Genomic DNA, 17,302 nt, shown 5'->3' on the forward strand with positions numbered 1-17,302 from the left:
CGGAGAACTGCCTTGTCACAGCTCACGAGTTTTGACCCGGAGATCCTTGAACTCCCCTTCTACGAGGAGCCGCACCGCCGGCTCGCGGACGCCGTCGGCGCCTGGTGCGACGACCGCCCGGCCTTCTGGGACGAGATCCGCGCGGAGTCCCCGGAGAAGGCCGGACTGCGCCTGGTGCGGCAGCTCGGCGAGGACGGCTGGCTCGCCTTCCTGGACCCCGATTCCGGGGCGGCGGACCTGCCCGGCGACTTCCGGGCGATCTGTCTGATGCGCGAGGCGCTCGCGTACGCCGAGGACCTGGCCGACTTCGCGTTCTCCATCCAGGCGCTGGCCGCCACCCCGGTCATCCGGTACGGCAGCGAGGCGCAGCGGCGGCACTATCTGCCGCGGATGGCCACCGGCTCGCTGATCGGCGCGTTCGCGGTCTCCGAGGAGGAGGCGGGCTCCGACGTCGCGGCGGTCGCGCTGCGGGCCGAGCGGGACGCGGACGGCGGCTATGTGCTCAACGGGCAGAAGGCCTGGATCGCCAACGGCAGCATCGCCGATGTGTACGTCGTCATCGCGCGTACCGGGGAGGGGCCGGGGCCCCTGGGTCTGTCGGCGTTCCTCGTGCCCGCCGACACCCCCGGCGTACGGGTCGGGCGGCGGCTGGACGCCCTCGCGCCGCGCTCCTTCGCGCACCTGGTGTTCGAGGACTGCCGGGTGCCGGCCGACGCCGTGCTGGGCCGGCCGGGCAAGGGCTTCGTCATCGCCATGGACCTCCTGGAACGCTTCCGGATGACCGTGGGCGCGGCGGCGCTCGGCTTCGCCCGCCGGGCCGCCGACACGGCCCTGGCCCGGGCCCGTACGCGGCGGATCGGCGGCGGGAAGCTGATGGACCTCCAGCTGACGCAGGCGTCGCTGGCGGACATGGACGTCCAGCTCAACGCGGCCGCGCTGCTGGTGGCGCGGGCCGCCTGGGAGGCCGACCGCGGCAGCCGGCGCTTCGCCCGGCACTCCAGCATCGCCAAGCTGCACGCCACCGAGGAGGCGCAGCGCATCATCGACGCCTCCGTGCAGCTGCTCGGCGCGTCGGGGGTGGTCAAGGACAGCGTCACCGAGCGCCTCTACCGGCAGATCCGCTCCCTGCGGATCTACGAGGGCACGTCGGAGGTCATGCGGCTGACCATCGCCGGGACGCTCGACACCCGGCGCGCTGCCCGCGCCGCCGCCGACGTCTGACCGCCGGCCGCCCCTCGTCCCCCCGCTTTTTTCTCAACCGTTCCACCGAGCAAGGAGTTCCCCGGGTGACCACCCCCATCGAAGCGGTCCGGCTGCCGGACCCCTACGCCTACTACGCGCCGCTGGTGGCCGAGCGGCCCTTCGCCTTCGACCCCGCGGTGGGCGCCTGGGTGGCGAGCGACGCCGCGGCCGTCCGGGCCGTGCTGACCGACGACGCGCTGCGGGTGCGGCCCGCCGCCGAGCCGGTGCCGGCCGGGATCGACGGCACGCCCGCCGGTGAGGTGTTCGGGTCGCTGGTGCGGATGACCGACGGGGACCTGCAGCGGCGTCTGAAGGCGGTGGTCGTCGACGCGCTGGGCCGGGTGGACACCGCGCACGCCGCCCGGCTGGCCGCGGAGCGCACCCGGGCGTGCCTGACCGGTCCCCGGCCGCCCTTCGAGGAGCTGATGTTCGGGGTGCCGGCGCGGGTGGTGGCGGCGCTGTGCGGGCTGGACGACGGTGCGGACGCCGAAGCTGCCCGGCTCATCGGGGACTTCGTCCAGTGCATCCCCGCCTCGGCCACGCCCGAGCAGCAGCAGGCCGCGGCCCGTGCGGCCGGGCGGCTCCAGGAGCTGATGGGCCCCGGCATCGAGCGGGGCGGGGACGGCACGGGCCTCCTCGCCGAGCTGGTGCGGGCGGCGCGGCGCGCCTCCTGGTCCCGTACGGCGCCGCTGCTGGCCAACGCGGTGGGGTTCCTGTCCCAGACGTACGACGCCACCGCGGGGCTGATCGGCAACACCCTGCTGGCGCTGGCCCGGGAGGGGCGGCCGCAGGGCACGTTGGACTCCTTCGTCCGGGAGGTCGTGCGGCACGACGCGCCCATCCAGAACACGCGCCGGTTCGCCGCCGAGGTGTTCCGGTACGGCGACGCCGAACTCAAGCCGGGCGAGCAGGTGCTGGTGCTGCTGGCCGCCGCCAACCGCGACCCGGCGGCCAACCCCGACCCGCACGCCTTCCGGCCCGGCCGCCCGGACCCCGCGGTGTTCACGTTCAGCACGGCCGCCCACCGCTGTCCGGGAGAGGAGCTGGCCGTGGCCCTCGCGGGCGGAGTCGTCGGTGAGCTGCTCGCCGCCGGTTTCGACCCGGCGGAGCTGCCGGCCGAGGTGGCGTACCGGCCGCTGGCCAACGCCCGTATCCCGGTGCTGTGAGCGCGGTCCGTACAGCTCTTTCCTCCTGACAGCCGACCCCTGAAGAGGAAGTACCAGCCTGATGCCGGACATGCCACGCCTGTGGATGCGTCACGAGACCCGTGCCAGTGAGCGGCGCGCGCCGCTCGTTCCCGAGGACGCCGCGAAACTGGTCGAGCAAGGCGTCGAGATCACCGTCGAGGAGTCGGCGCAGCGCGCCTTCCCGCTCGCGGACTACGCCGCCGCCGGCTGCCGGACCGCCCCGGCGGGCAGCTGGGAGGAGGCGCCGGAGGACAGTTACGTACTGGGCCTGAAGGAGCTGCCCGGCCGGCCGGACCGGCTGCGGCACCGGCACATCTTCTTCGGCCACGCCTACAAGGGACAGTCGGGCGCGCAGGAGCTGCTCGGCCGGTTCACGGCGGGCGGCGGTGCGCTGCTGGACCTGGAGTACCTGACGGACGACGACGGCCGGCGGCTCGCGGCGTTCGGCTACTGGGCCGGTTACGTGGGTGCCGCGCTGGCCGTGCTGCACCACCGGGGCCGGCTGGAGACGCCGCTGCGTCCGGTCGACCGGCCCGCCCTGGATGCCCTGCTGATGGCCGGCGACGGCGGGACCGCGCTGGTGATCGGCGCGCTGGGCCGCAGCGGCCGGGGCGCCTGCGACGCCCTGGAGGCCGCCGGCATCGCCCCGACCCGGTGGGACGTGGCGGAGACCCGGTCGCTGGACCGGGCGGCCCTGCTCGGCCACGACATCGTGGTCAACACCGTGCTGACCACGCGGCCCGTGCCGCCGTTCGTGACCCACGCGGACCTCGACGCGCCGGACCGCCGCACCGCGGTGATCTCGGACGTCACCTGCGACGTGACCTCGGACTGCAACGTCCTGCCGGTCTACGACGAGGTCACCACCTGGGGCCGGCCCGTCCTGCGGCTGCGGGACGGGGACCGGCCCGCCGACCTGATCGCCATCGACAACCTGCCCTCGCTGCTGCCCGCCGAGTCCAGCCGGGCATTCTCCGCCGAACTGGCGCCGCAGCTGGGCCGGCTGACCGACACCGACCCGGCCTGGGCGCGCTGTCTGCGCACCTTCGAGGCCGCCGCACACGCCGACCACACAGGGAGCACTCATGTCCGCTAGCCGGCCGACCACCGGCCCCGCCGAGGCCGTACCCGCCAGCGGCACCGTCCACTGGATCGGCACCGGACTCTCCACCGGCCGCACCGGCCTCGGCGTGCTCTGCGAGCAGGCCGAGCGGGTGGTGCTGTGGGACCGTACCGCGGCCCGCGCCGCCGACCGGCTGGCCGCCCTCGGTTTGACCGGCCGGGCCGAGGTACGGGCCCTGGACGACGGGGCCCTGGAATCCGCCGTGGGCGCGGGGGACGTGCTCGTCTCGATGCTGCCCGCCACCGAACACCCGCGGCTGCTGCGGCTGGCCGTCGACCGCCGGGCGCACTTCGCCTGCACCAGCTATGTCTCCGACACCGTGGCCGAACTGGCCGTGGCCGCGGCGGAGGCGGGCCTGGTCGTGCTGACCGAGGCCGGTCTCGACCCGGGCATCGACCACCTGATGGCGCACCGGCTCGTCGGCCACGCCAGGGACGCGGTCGGCGACACGGCCGAGTCGGTGGAGTTCACCTCGTACTGCGGCGGCATACCGGCCGTGCCCAACGACTTCCGCTACCGGTTCAGCTGGGCGCCCTACGGCGTGCTGGCCGCGCTGGGCTCCCCCGCCCGGTACGTCGACGGGGGCGCGGAGCGCACCGCTGCGCACCCGTGGGAGGCCACCCGCGTCCACCGCCTGGGCGGCGAGGACTTCGAGGTCTACCCCAACCGCGACAGCCTGCCCTTCGTCGCGCAGTACGGCATCCCGGACGGCTGGCAGCTGCGGACGTTCGTCCGCGGGACGTTGCGCAACGCGGGCTGGCGGGCCGCCTGGGAGGAGGTCTTCCGCACCGTCCTCGCCGGTGACGAGGCGCGGACCAGGGCGCTGGCCAAGGAGCTGGCCGACCGGTACCCCACCACGGAGGCCGACCGCGACCGCGTGGTCCTCTCGGTCGCGCTCGGCGTCCGGGCCGCGGGCGGCGACAGCTGGCAGGGCTCCTACCTGATGGACCTGACCGGTGACGAGACCGAGAGCGCCATGGCCCGCTGCGTGTCCCTGCCGCTCGCCTTCGGCCTGACCCGGCTGCTGGCCGGCGCGCTGCCGGCCGGCCTGAACCGGGCCGCCGAATCCGCTGAGGAGGCCGGCCGCTGGATGGACTTCCTGGCCGGTCACGGCGTCCGCATCACCTTCGAGTAGTCCGTTCCTACATTCCGACACCACGGGGAGAAAGATCATGACTGTCGCCGCTCTGCCCGAACCGCCGCCGCGGGCCTTCGTTCTCACCGGCGCCTTCTGGGTGGTCTGCCGCAATCCGCGCTACCTCCGGGAGCTGTCGGCGCGGGGCCTGAAGGTGCTGCTCATCACGCCGGAGAGCTACCGCGAGTCCGCGCAGCGGTGCATGAAGGACGCCGACCATCCGGCGTCCCTCATCGACGACGTCGCCTTCGTCGACGGCTCCCTCGACCAGGAGGGTTCGTTCGTGCCGGGCTTCATCGCCCGTGCCCGGGCCTGGCGGCGGCAGTACACGATCGTCGGCGCGTACGCCGTGGGCGAGACCCTCGTGGAGCCGACCGGCCTGCTCGGGGACGCCCTAGGCCTGCCGGGGCCCGGGCTGCGGGCGACGCGGGCGTGCCGCAGCAAGTACCTGCAGCGCTGGTACCTGGACGAGTTCAGCCCCGCCTCGCTGGTGATCCCGCCGGGCGAGCGCGAGGAGACCGCCCTCGGCGACCTGCCGTACCCGGTGGTGGCCAAGCCCGCGACGCGGCACTCCAGTTCGGGGGTGGCCCATGTCGCGGACGCCGCCGAACTGCGGGACCTGCTGGCGGAGTACCCCGAGTACGAGACCGTGCTGGTCGAGCAGAAGGTCCAGGGCCAGGAGTACTCGGTGGAGAGCCTGGTGCAGGACGGGCAGGTGATCTTCGCTTCCGTCACGAGGAAGGAGACGACCGAGTCGCACGCCCGCACCTTCGTCGAGCTCTCGCACTCGGTGCCCAACGCCCGTACGGAGGAGGACGGGGCGCTGCTGACGGCCAATGAGCAGCTGCTGCGAAGACTCGGCTTCGGCGACGGCATCGCCCACGCGGAGTGGCGGGTCGCCGCCGACGGCCGGCCGTACCTGATGGAGATCGCGGCCCGCACCCCCGGGGACGGGCTGCTCGCGCTCTACCAACTCGCCACCGGGCAGCCGCTGGAGCCCGAGATCGTCCGGATCGCGCTGGGCGAGCCCGCCTCCTACCCGGCGCCGCGCCGCTGGGCCCGCCAGGTCTACCTCGACCACGAGCCCGGCACGCTGGAGGACGTCACGGTCGACTGGCCCGGCATCGAGCCGGTGTGGGTGGGCGAGGGCGGCATGTGGCCGGAGATCGCGCCGGGCGGCCCGGACGCGCCCCCGACGCTGCGCGCGGTCCTGGTGCTCAAGCCCAAGGGGGCCCGGCTCGCCCCGCTGGCCAGCTCCGACGACCGGGCGGTGACCTTCCTCATCGACGCGCCGACCCCCGGCGAGCTGGACGCGCTGGAACACCGGGTGCGCGCCGCGGTGAAGCTGACCACCGGAACGGCGGGCGGTCACGGTGTCTGAGCCGATTGCCGCGGAACGGGCCACGGTGTGGCGGACGTTCCGGGAGGCGCCGCTCGCGGTGAAGACCGTGCTCGCGGGCGTCCTGGTGAACCGCCTCAGTGGATTCCTCAACATCTTCCTGGTGCTGTTCCTGACCGCCCGGGGCTACTCCGACGGCCACACCGTCGCCGCCCTCGGCGTCTACGGGGCCGGGGCCGTGGCCGGCTCGCTGATCGGCGGCACCCTGGCCGACCGGATGGGCGTGCGCACCGCCACCGTGGTGTCCATGGGCAGCACCGCGCTGCTCACCGCCGCCCTGCTCTACCTGCCCGACTTCGGCACCCTGCTGGTGGCCGTCGCGCTGGTCAGCCTGGGCGCGCAGCTCTTCCGGCCGGCGTCCGCGACGCTGCTGGCGGAGCTGACGCCCGGCAACCGCCAGGTCATGATCTTCGCGATGTACCGGTTCGGGCTCAACGTGGGGGCGACCGCCGCGCCGCTGGTCGGCTACGGCCTCTACCACGCAGGCGGGCAGCAGTACACCCTGCTGTTCTGGGGCGAAGCGGTGATCGCCCTGGTGTACGCGGTCTTCGCGTGGTCGACGCTGCCCGCTCGCGTGCGTCCGGCGCCGGTGCCGGCCGCGGCCGGCGCGCCGGCCGGCGGCCCGTCCCGGGGCGGTTATCTGGCGGTGATGCGCGACCGGCGGTACCTGCTCTACCTCGTCGCGGCCTTCTGCCACTCCGCGGTCTACATGCAGTACCTGTCCACGCTGCCGCTCTACATGAAGGACGCCGGGCTCGCGCTCTTCTGGTACACCTTCGCGGTCTCCCTCAACGGGTTCATCGTCATCGCCTTCGAGCTGCTGATCACCAAGGTCTCGCAGGAGTGGCCGCTGAAGCTGACGATCGGGCTGGGCTTCGCGCTGGTGGGCGCCGGAGTGGCGTTCTACGGGCTGCCGATCGGCCCGGCCGCCGTCGTCGTCGGCACGCTCATCTGGTCGCTCGGCGAGATCATCGGCGGGCCCGCGGTGTTCGCCTACCCCGCGAAGGCGGGCCCGGAGCACCTGCGGTCCCGGTACATCGGCAGCTTCCAGTTCATGTTCGGCCTGGGCACCGCCGTGGGCCCGATGCTCGGCAGCTGGCTCTTCCTCCAGCTCGGCGGATGGGTCTGGCCGGCGGTGGCCGTCGGATCCTTCCTCGCCACGGTCTTCGGCCTGATCGCCGTACGCCGGCCGCCGCCGGCAGCGGCGGAACCGGCCCCCGCAGTTCCCGCCCCCGAGGAGAGCGAGGAGCTGCCCGAAGCGCACAAGGCCGCCTCCCCGGCCTGACCCCCCACAACTTCCCCTCCCCCGCCGGTCCGGACGGGTCGACCGCCCGTCCGGCCGGAACCGCACGACCGTCCCTCTGCCCGACATCACGCCAAATCACATCTCATATCCGGCACCACTGCGTCGGCTACCGCCGACATCCGCCTGAAGGAGAGATCTCAATGGGGCACGCGAACACCCAGGCCGATTCCGCGCAGTACCACTGCGTAGGAGTGGGTGTGGGACCCGCCAACCTGAGCCTGGCGTCGCTGCTGCACGGCCGCCCGGAGGTGCGCAACCTCTTCCTCGACCGCAAAGCCGCCTTCGGATGGCACGACGAGCAACAGATACCCGGCGCCACGCTGCAGGTGTCGATGTTCAAGGACCTGGTCAGTCTCTCCGACCCGAAGAGTCCGTTCTCCTTCCTGTCCTACCTGCACGACCAGGGCCGGGTGTACCACTTCCTCAACGCCCAGTTCGACGACGTGCCGCGCCTGGAGTTCCGCAACTACCTGGCCTGGGCGAGCCGCCGCAACGAGAACGTCGTCTTCGGCGAGAACGTGGAGGAGGTCGACTTCGACGGCGTCTTCACCGTCCGCACCGACCGCCGCACCGTGACCGCCGAGAACATCGTCGTCGGCGTGGGCAGCCGGCCGTGGGTCCCGCCGCTCGCCGACGGCATGCAGGGCGAGACGCAGTTCCACGTCAACGACTACATGAACGCGGCCAAGAGCCTGGGCGGCAAGCGGGTCGTGGTGGTCGGCGGCGGGCAGTCCGGCGCCGAGGCGTGCCTGGACCTGATGTCGCGCCCCGACAGCGAACTGCCGCGCCGCATCTCGTGGCTCTCCCGGCGCCGCAACTACTTCCCGATCGACGACTCGCCGTTCACCAACGACTACTACATGCCGTCCCACTCGGACTACTTCTACGGCCTGCGGCCGGAGATCCGGCAGGCGTTCAACGCGCAGCACATCCTCAGCAGCGACGGCATCTCGGAGTCGACGCTGCGCGACCTCTACCAGCGCATCTACGTCCACCGCTTCGTCCAGGGCAACCCGGACCTGGTCGGGCTGCACCCCAACCGCGAGGTCACCGGCGTCGAGGCCGGCGCCGCGGGCGGCTGGGACATCAGCGTCCGGCACAACGACGAGCCCGACGCCGTCGAGCACTTCGAGGCGGACGTCATCATCTGGGCCACCGGCTTCCGCCCGGCCCGGATGGACTTCCTCGCCCCGATCGCCGACCGCCTGGAGCGCCACGGCGACGAGCTGAGCATCGACGAGCACTACGCGGTGCGCTGGGACGGCCCCGACGACCGCCGGATCTTCGTGCAGAACGCCGCCCGCGGACAGCGCGGCCTCGCCGACCCCAACCTCAGCCTGAACGCCTGGCGCAGCCAGCGCATCGCCGACCGGCTGAGCGGGGTGCGCAGCGACGAGCAGCTGGCCTCGTTCATCGAGTGGTCGTCCAAGGCCGGCGCCAAGGTCCTGTGGGGCGCGTGATGACGGGGAACCGTACCGACTTCGCGGTGGTCGGCGGCGGCGTGCTCGGCTGCATGATCACCCGGGAGATCCTCGCCCGCGACCCGGACGCCTCCGTGGTCGTGCTGGAGCAGGACGCGGTCGGCAGCGGCGCCACCCGCCGCTCGGCCGGCCTGCACTTTCCCCGCGGCTCCACGGAGCGGGTCCGCGGCATGGCGGCGTACAGCCAGGACCACTGGGCCGCCCTCAAGGCCGCCCGCCCGGACCTGCCGATCCATCCGCTGGCCATGACGGTGATCGCCGACGCGGCGCACGAGGCGCGGCTGTACGAGACGTACCTGCCCGAGGCGAAGCTCCGGCCGGTCATCGAGGTGGCCGGGGGTACAGCCCTGGTGCCGGACGGCAAGGCCGCGTGGGAGGGGGACGGCTGCCAGTACGCGGACGTCCACGCCCTCACCCAGGTCCTGGCCCGCGACCTGCGCCGCACCGCGGAGTTCCGCGAAGGCGTCCGGGTCACCGGCGTGACCCCTGGCGCGGACGCGGTGGAGCTGGCGCTGGGCACCGGCGACAGCCTCACCGCCGGCCACGTCGTGCTGGCGCCCGGGCCCTGGCTCGCGGCCCCCGCCTGGAAGGACCTCGTCGCGCCGCTGGGCGCCCGGGTGAAGAAGATCGTGGCCCTGCACATCGAGGTGCCCCCGGCGCCCGGGGACCGCGCGGTCGTCTTCCAGGACGAGGACGCCTTCCTGCTGCCCTACCACGAGCGCGGGCACTGGCTGTTCAGCTACACCTGCCAGGAGTGGGACGTCGCCCCGGACACCCTCACCACGAGCGTGTCGGCCGCCGACCGGCGCGAGGCGCTGGCGACCCTGACGCGCTACGCACCCCGGCTGGCCGACCGCTGCGTGTCGGGCCGCATCTTCTGCGACGCCTACGGCCCCGCCATGGAGCCCGTGGTCAGTGCGGTCACCGACGACGCGCGGGTGGTCTTCGCGGGGGCCGCCAACGGCTCCGGATACCGGCTCGCCCCCGCCATCGCGGCGGAGACCGCAGGCCTGCTCCCCCTTTCCTCCCAGCGTAAGGACACGGCGTGATCATCAACACGTACGACGACACCGCCCTGCACGAGGCGTTCGGCATCGACATGAGCGACATCGAGGGCCTCGGCGTGGGCGCGGGCTGGGGGCGGGTCGCGCCCGGCCGCAGCTCGGCCAGCCACCAGCACGACGAGACCGAGTTCTTCGTGATCGTCGCGGGCCGCGGCGAGTTCGTCGTCGACGGGCGCCGCCACCCGGCGGCCCCCGGCACGGTCGCCCTCTTCGAGCCCTTCGAGTCCCACGTCCTGGAGAACACCGGCGACACCGACGTGGTCTTCCTGACGCAGTACTGGCGCGACGCGGACCGCGCCCTCGCCTCGGCCCGCAACACGGAGCGCACCAACTTCGGCGAGCGGCCGGTCTTCGTCTTCTCCACCCCGCCCACGCCCAACGGGGACCTGCACCTCGGGCACCTGTCGGGCCCGTACCTCGGCGCCGACGCCTACGTCCGCCACCAGCGGATGAACGGCACCAAGGCGTGGCACCTCACGGGCAGCGACGACTACCAGAGCTACGTGGTGGGCGCCGCCCGCGCCGAGGGCCGCGAGCCGGCCGAGACCGCCGCGCACTACAGCGCCGAGATCGCCCGGACGCTGGCGCTGATGGACATCACGCCCGACCAGTACACCGTGACCGACGACGACCCGACCTACCGCCCCGGGCTCCAGGACTTCTTCTCCCGCGTGGTCTCCGACGGCACGGTGCGGCCCACCGAGGCCGAGGCGCTCTTCGACGCGGAGAGCGGGCAGTACCTCTACGAGGTGGACGTCAAGGGCGGCTGCCCCGGGTGCGGTTCGGGCACCAGCGGCAACATCTGCGAGGAGTGCGGCGAGCCCAACACCGTCACCGACCTGGTCGACCCCGCCTCGGCGCACTCCGCGGCGACCCCGCGCAGCGCCCCCGTGGCCCGCTGGACGCTGCCGCTGCACTCCTTCCGCGAGCAGATCGCCGACCACCACCGCCTCGGCCGGGTCCCCGCCCGGCTGCGCGAGCTGAGCGACCGGCTCTTCCGCCGCCCGAGCCTGGACATCCCGATCAGCCACCCCTCCGGCTGGGGCGTCCCGCCCGCCGAGAAGGACGTGGACGGGCAGGTCATCTGGGTGTGGCCGGAGATGTCGTACGGCTTCCTGCACGGCATCCAGTCCCTCGGCGCCCGGCTGGGCGAGGAGTGGCGGGCGGCCGCGCCGCAGCAGGACTGGAAGGTCGTCCACTTCTTCGGGTACGACAACAGCTTCTACCACTCCGTGCTCTACCCGGCCCTCTACCGACTGGCCCACCCGGGCTGGAACCCGGACATCGACTACCACGTCAACGAGTTCTACCTGCTGGAGGGCAGCAAGTTCTCCACCAGCCGGCGGCACGCCATCTGGGGCAAGGAGATCCTCGGCCCGGACTCCGTCGACGCGGTCCGCTACTTCCTCGCCGCCACCCGCCCCGAGGGCCGGCGCACCAACTTCCAGCGCGCCGCGTACGACACGACCCTCGACGAGACGCTGATCGGCACCTGGCAGGGCTGGCTGAACGACCTCGGGGCGCGGGTCGCCAAGCGGTACGGCGGCAACGCGCCGGACGCGGGCACCTGGACCCCGGAGCACTCCGCCTTCCTCGGCCGGCTCGGCGCCCGCCTCGCCGCGGTCACCGGCAGCCTCGGCTCCGAGGGCTTCTCGCTCAACCAGGCGGCCGCCGAACTGGACGGCATCGTCCGGGACACACTGCGCTTCTCCCACCAGGAATCCGTCCTCGCGGAGACCGCGGGCTGGGAGAGCGAGGCCCGTACCGCGATCGCCCTCGAACTCGCCGCGGCCCGCCTCCTGGCGCACGCCGCAGCGCCCGTCATGCCCCGCTTCGCCGCGCGGCTCGCCGCTGCGCTCGGCCTGCCCGAGCCGGCCGTGTGGCCGCGCACCGTGGAGCTGGTCCCCGCGGAGAGCGAGATCCGCCTCGCGGACGCCGTCTTCTTCCGGCCGACGGCCCCCGCGCCGCGGCCCGCACAGGCCGGCCCGCAGCTGGTGCCGTGGCTGAGCGAGCAGGTCCGCACCGTGCTCCAGCTGGCGGCGGACACCGAGGTCAGCGCCAGCAACCTCAGCCAGCTGGGCACCAGTTCGCTGCAGGCCGTGACCTTGCAGTACCAGATATTGGAGGCCCTCGACGTGGACGTCAGCGTCGAGGAACTGCTCGGCAGCCACGACGTCAACGCGCTGGCCGTGCTGATCGAGGAGCGAGCCGACGAGGCGGCGCTGACCGCCTTCAGTGAGGGGGCCCGATGAACTACCGCGATGTGCTCCGCGAGATCGACAGCCGGGGCCTGTCCGTCTCCCTGTCCGGCAACGACCTGCGGCTCCAGGGCGGCCGCGAGCGCATGGACCCCGAGTTCATCGCCCTGGTGAAGAGCATGAAGGAGGAGCTGGTCGCCCACCTGGCCGAGGAGGAGCGGCACGGCCCCGGCTTCGCGCTCACTCCCCTGCAGCGGGCCTACCTGCTCGGCCGCAGCGGCATCTTCGAGATCGGCGACATCTCCAGCCACGTCTACCACGAGTTCGAAGGCGTGTGGGACCTGGACCGGCTGGAGAGCGCCCTGGAAGCGGTGGTGGACGCGCACAGCGCGCTGCGCTCCCGCTTCGTCTCGGACGAGCGGCAGGTCACCGAGTTCCGCCAGCACCGGCCGCGGATCAGCCGCCTCGACCTGCGCGGGGAGAGCCCCGAGGAGCAGGAGCGCATCCGCCGGGAACTGCGCGAGGAACGCTCCCACCGCGTGCTCGACGCCGACGAGGTGCCGCTGATCGCCGCCGAGGTGACGATCCTCGCCGACGACCGGATGGTGCTCCACGTCAGCCACGACGGGCTGGTGATGGACGGGATCAGCATGTTCCTGTTCTTCCGCGCCTGGTGGCAGCAGTACCGCGACGGCACGGCCGGCGACGCGCCGGGCGAACTGCCCTACGAGGAGTACGTCGCGGCCCTCGAGACCGCGCGGGGCAGGGCTCCGGCCCGCCGCTCGCGCGAGTACTGGCTCGACCGCGTCGACGACCTCGCGCCCCACCCGGACCTGCCGCTGCGCACCAGCCCGGCGGCGCTGACCGCCAGCCGCTTCACCCAGCGCCTGGTGCGGCTGGACGAGCAGACCTGGAAGGCCCTGAAGGAGCGGGCCTCCTTCGCCGGGCTGACGCCGTCGGCGGTGCTGCTCGCGGCGTACGCCGAGACGCTCGCCACCTGGGGCGCCGGCCGCCGGTTCACCCTCACCACCACGGTGGCCAACCGCCCGCCGATCCACCCGCGCGTCTTCGACGCCATCGGGAACTTCTCGGACACCCTCCTGGTCGAGGCCGACGTCGACCGGTCCCGCACCTTCGAGGAGCGGGCCCGCGCGCTCCAGGCACGGCTGCGCAGCGACCTGGACCACCGGCACTTCTCCGGCAGCGACGTCATGCAGGAGCTGGCGCGCCGCCGCGGCGGCGTGGCGGGCGCCCGGATGCCGTTCACGTTCAACAGCGCCATCGGCCACGTCAACGGCGAGGTCGACGGCTCCGCGCTGGAGCTGTTCGGGCCCGAGGTCTTCAGCGTCAGCCAGACCCCGCAGGTGTGGCTGAACGCCTTCGCCATGGAGCAGCACGGCGGGCTGGTCGTCCAGCTCGACGGGATCGACGAGCTGTTCCCCGAGGGCCTGCTGGACGACCTCGCCCAGGGGTACGGCTCCCTGCTCGGCACGCTGGCCGACGAGGCCGCCTGGCAGCGGCACACCTTCGACCTGCTGCCGGCGGCCCAGCGCGAGCGGCGCCGGGCGGCCAACGACACGGCCGTACCGCTGCCGGAGACGCAGCTGGGCGAGGCCTTCGCGGCCCAGGCCGAGCGCACCCCGGACGCGCCCGCGATCATCACCTCCGGCGGCAGCCTCGGTTACGGCGAGGTCCTGCGCCGCGCGGCCGCCGCGGCACGGTGGCTGCGGGACCGGGGCGTCGGCCGGGACGAGCTGGTCGGCCTGGTGATGGGCCGCGGACCCGAGCAGATCATCGGCATCCTCGCCACGGTCCTCGCGGGCGCCGCGTACCTGCCCGTGGACGGGGCACTGCCCGCCGAGCGGCAGAGCTACATGCTGCGCGACGGCCGGGTGCGCCAGGTGCTCACCAACCTCGACTGGCAGGACCCGTCGGGCGAACGGGAGGTGCTGCGCCTGGATGTCACGGAGCCGCTGGACACCGGCGCGCCGGTCGACCTGCCCGCCCCGCTGCCCGGCGCGCACCCCGACGACCTGGCGTACGTGCTGTACACCTCCGGCACCACCGGCGCGCCCAAGGGCGTCATGGTCACCCACCGCAACGTGGCGAACGTCGTCGCCGACTGCCACAAGCGCTTCGGCATCACGCCCGACGACCGGTTCTTCGCCATCAGCGCGTTCAACTTCGACCTGTCGGTCTGGGACGTCTTCGGCGCGCTGTCCGCGGGGGCCGCGCTGGTGATGCCCGACCGCGACCGGGCGGTGGATCCGGCGCACTGGCTGGACCTGTGTCGCGATGCCGGGGTGACGGTGTGGAACTCCGTGCCCGCCATCGTGTCCATGATGCACGAACAGGCCGTCGCCGACGCGGTGGTGCCGCCCGCGCTGCGCCTGGTGATGATGAGCGGCGACCGCATCCCGCCGGCGCTGCCGGCCGCGCTGCGCCGCCTCAAGCCCGGCCTGGACGTCGTCTCGCTCGGCGGCCCGACCGAGACGACGATCTGGAACATCCTGCACCCGGTCGGTCCGGAGGAGGACGGCAGCCGGTCGATCCCGTACGGCCGGCCGAACGCGAACAACCGCGCGTACATCCTGGACCGGGACGGGCTGGACGCCCCCGACTGGGTGACCGGCGAGATCTGTGCGGCGGGCACCGGCCTGGCGCGCGGCTACTGGGCCGACGAGGAGCGCACCGCCCAGCGGTTCGCGTACGACACGCGGCGCGACGAGCGGCTCTACCGCACCGGTGACCTGGGCCGCTATCTGCCCGACGGCAGCATCGCGATCCTCGGGCGGAGCGACTTCCAGATCAAGGTCAACGGCTACCGCATCGAGGCGGGCGAGGTCGAGACCCGCCTGGTCGCCGTGGACGCCGTCGCCAAGGCCGTGGTCGCCAGCCGGCCCGGCGCGCGGGGCGACCGGCTGGTGGCCCACCTCGTCCCGAGCGGTGACGAGCGGCCCACCGAGGCCGAACTGCGTGACGCGCTCCGCCGCGACCTGCCCGACTACATGATCCCGACCGCCGTCATCTGGCACGAGGACCTGCCGCTCACCAAGAACGGCAAGGTGGACCGCTCGAAGCTCGCCGCGACCGACGTCGAGGAGACGGCGCCCGCTGCCGACGCTCCGCAGGGCGGCGGCGAGCCCACGACGGACACCGAGAAGGCCCTGGTCGAGATCTGGACCACGGTGCTGCGCGGGGCCCGGGTGGGCGTGCACGACAGCCTGCGCGCGCTCGGGGGCGACTCCATCGCGGCGGCGCGCATCCTCACCGCCGTCCGCAAGCGGTTCGGGGTCACCATCCCGCTCGACGTGATGGCGGAGCTGGACACCGTGTCCGCGATGGCCACGGCGCTGACGGCGAAGCAGGAGGAGGCACGATGACCGGCCACTCGGTGATCAACCAGATCGTCTCCACGCCGCCGCTCGGCGGCCGGATCTCCTTCTCCCGCCTCGACGGCACGGAGACCATGGAGCTGCCGGAGCTGTACGAGCGGGCCGAGCGGCTGGCGCGCCGGCTGCGGGCGCGGGGCATCGGTCCGGGCGACCGGATCGGCATCCTCGCGGCCAACGGCCCGGAGTGGGTACTGCTGGACCTCGCGGCGCTGCTGCTGAAGGCGGAGACGGCAGGGCTGGAGCCCGGCAAGTTCGCGCCCTCGGCCGAGCTGATGACGCGCTACGGCATCAAGCTGCTCTTCACCGACCGGCCCACCGACGCCCCCGGGACCGTGCCGATCGGTGAGGTCCGCGGGCTCGCGGAGGAGCCGGGCGGCCCGGAGGAGGACACCGCTCTCCCCGCGGTGGAGTGGGCGCCGCGGGACGTGACGACGATCAAGTTCACGTCCGGCAGCACCGGCACCCCCAAGGGGCTGGGCGCGACCGTCGGCAGCATCGACAGCTCGCTCGCCGCGGTGCAGGAGATCTTCGAACACAAGCCGGGGGACGACCTGTTCGTCTTCCTGCCGCTGTCGCTGCTCCAGCAGCGCTACTGGATCTACTCGGCGCTGGTGCACGGCCATGACGTCACCGTCAGCAGCTACGAGGCGGCCTTCGCGGCGCTGCGCCGCGCGAAGCCCACCGTCGTGATGGGCGTGCCCGCCTTCTACGAGACGGCCCGGCGGCAGATCGAGGCCCGGGTGCGCCGCTCCGGCGGCGCGGAGACGGCCCGGGACGCGGGACGCCACCTGTTCGGGGACCGGATCCGCTACCTGTGGACCGGTTCGGCGCCGGCCGACGCGGCCATGCTCCGCTTCTTCACCGACGCGGGCCTGCCCATCTTCGAGGGGTACGGACTCAACGAGACCTGCATCGTCACCAAGAACCACCCCGGCGCCCACAAGGTGGGCAGCGTCGGCAAGGTCCTCCGCGGCAAGGAGGTGCTGGTGGACGAGGACGGGGTCGTCAGCGTACGCAGTGACCACCCGGTCAACCACCGGTACGCGTACGCCGAACCGGGCGCCTCCGAGCGGATGTTCGGCCCGGACGGCACCGTGCGGACCGGCGACCTCGGGTACCTCGACGAGGACGGTTTCCTCTTCATCCGGGGCCGTGCCGACGACGTCATCGTGCTGGACAACGGCAAGAAGATCGTCGTCAGGCCGATCGAGGAGCACATGCGGACCAGCCCGGCCATCGCCGAGTGCGTCCTGTTCTGCCCCTCCCAGACCGACCTCGTCGCCGTCGTCTCCCCGGCCTCCGTGCCCGCGGACCTGGAGGCCGTAGCGGCCCAGCTCGCCCGCACCAACGCCGCCTCCGAGGCGGACGAGAAGATCAGCCGGGTCGTGGTCGCCGAGACCCCCTTCAGCATCGAAAACGGCCTGCTCACGTCCCAGTACAAGCCCAAGCGGCAGCAGATACTCGCCGCTCACCACGGACTGATCCACGACAGGAAGGAAGGCATCCATGCTGCCTGACATCGAGAACGCGGCCCGCGAGTCGCTCTCCGCCGTCCTCGACCCCGCGGTCGCCCCCGAAGACCTCGATCTGGACGCGGACATGGCCGGCACCTACGGTCTGACTTCGCTCAACAAGGTGCTGTTCCTCACCGAGGTGTGCGAGGCGACCGACGTCGACCTCGCCAACTTCACCGAGCACGACCTCGCCGAGATGCGCACCCTGCGCAGCGTCGCCGAGTCCCTGTCCCGACACACGAAGAAGGTGGCCTGAAC

12 protein-coding genes are annotated in these 17,302 nt (G+C 73.0%); all 12 read left to right on the plus strand.

Annotation, left to right across the window (positions count from 1 at the left end; all coding sequences use genetic code 11):
• Positions 1 to 12 precede the first annotated feature (12 nt).
• The 12 genes from ABZ840_RS26830 to ABZ840_RS26885 all read left to right on the plus strand — a co-directional run bounded on the left by ABZ840_RS26830 (position 13) and on the right by ABZ840_RS26885 (position 17,300).
• Positions 13 to 1,221 carry an acyl-CoA dehydrogenase family protein gene (locus tag ABZ840_RS26830; protein WP_361562995.1) on the plus strand — a complete coding sequence of 403 codons (1,209 nt, stop codon included), beginning with the start codon at positions 13 to 15 and terminating at the stop codon, positions 1,219 to 1,221.
• Between the two features lie 65 nt (positions 1,222 to 1,286).
• Entirely contained in the window at positions 1,287 to 2,408 is a 1,122-nt protein-coding gene (locus ABZ840_RS26835) for a cytochrome P450 (RefSeq protein WP_361562997.1), read from the plus strand.
• A 61-nt stretch (positions 2,409 to 2,469) separates the two neighbouring features.
• Positions 2,470 to 3,525 (plus strand): saccharopine dehydrogenase, encoded by a 1,056-nt coding sequence (locus tag ABZ840_RS26840; RefSeq protein ID WP_361562998.1) that lies wholly within the window; start codon positions 2,470 to 2,472, stop codon positions 3,523 to 3,525.
• Complete coding sequence (locus ABZ840_RS26845) at positions 3,515 to 4,687, plus strand: saccharopine dehydrogenase C-terminal domain-containing protein (protein WP_361563000.1); 1,173 nt, start codon at positions 3,515 to 3,517, stop codon at positions 4,685 to 4,687. Before ABZ840_RS26840 ends, ABZ840_RS26845 begins: the two co-directional genes overlap by 11 nt.
• Positions 4,688 to 4,724: 37 nt before the next feature.
• Positions 4,725 to 6,068, plus strand: coding sequence for an ATP-grasp domain-containing protein (locus ABZ840_RS26850; RefSeq protein WP_361563002.1), 1,344 nt, complete (start codon positions 4,725 to 4,727; stop codon positions 6,066 to 6,068).
• Positions 6,061 to 7,371: an MFS transporter gene (locus ABZ840_RS26855; RefSeq protein ID WP_361563004.1), complete on the plus strand. Its 1,311-nt coding sequence runs from the start codon at positions 6,061 to 6,063 to the stop codon at positions 7,369 to 7,371. Before ABZ840_RS26850 ends, ABZ840_RS26855 begins: the two co-directional genes overlap by 8 nt.
• A 161-nt stretch (positions 7,372 to 7,532) precedes the next feature.
• Entirely contained in the window at positions 7,533 to 8,852 is a 1,320-nt protein-coding gene (locus tag ABZ840_RS26860; RefSeq protein ID WP_361563006.1) for a SidA/IucD/PvdA family monooxygenase, read from the plus strand.
• Entirely contained in the window at positions 8,852 to 9,922 is a 1,071-nt protein-coding gene (locus tag ABZ840_RS26865) for an FAD-dependent oxidoreductase (RefSeq protein WP_361563008.1), read from the plus strand. The genes ABZ840_RS26860 and ABZ840_RS26865 overlap by 1 nt, the downstream gene beginning before the upstream one ends.
• Positions 9,919 to 12,189, plus strand: coding sequence for a class I tRNA ligase family protein (locus ABZ840_RS26870; protein WP_361563009.1), 2,271 nt, complete (start codon positions 9,919 to 9,921; stop codon positions 12,187 to 12,189). The genes ABZ840_RS26865 and ABZ840_RS26870 overlap by 4 nt, the downstream gene beginning before the upstream one ends.
• Complete coding sequence (locus ABZ840_RS26875) at positions 12,186 to 15,518, plus strand: amino acid adenylation domain-containing protein (protein WP_361563010.1); 3,333 nt, start codon at positions 12,186 to 12,188, stop codon at positions 15,516 to 15,518. Before ABZ840_RS26870 ends, ABZ840_RS26875 begins: the two co-directional genes overlap by 4 nt.
• Positions 15,515 to 17,047: an AMP-binding protein gene (locus tag ABZ840_RS26880; protein ID WP_361563012.1), complete on the plus strand. Its 1,533-nt coding sequence runs from the start codon at positions 15,515 to 15,517 to the stop codon at positions 17,045 to 17,047. Before ABZ840_RS26875 ends, ABZ840_RS26880 begins: the two co-directional genes overlap by 4 nt.
• The gene (locus ABZ840_RS26885) at positions 17,037 to 17,300 is read left to right on the plus strand and encodes an acyl carrier protein (RefSeq protein WP_361563014.1); all 264 of its coding nucleotides are present in this window, start codon (positions 17,037 to 17,039) and stop codon (positions 17,298 to 17,300) included. Before ABZ840_RS26880 ends, ABZ840_RS26885 begins: the two co-directional genes overlap by 11 nt.
• Positions 17,301 to 17,302: the final 2 nt, after the last annotated feature.

The organism is Streptomyces sp. NPDC047117 (assembly GCF_040643545.1).
Taxonomy (GTDB): Bacteria; Actinomycetota; Actinomycetes; order Streptomycetales; family Streptomycetaceae; genus Streptomyces.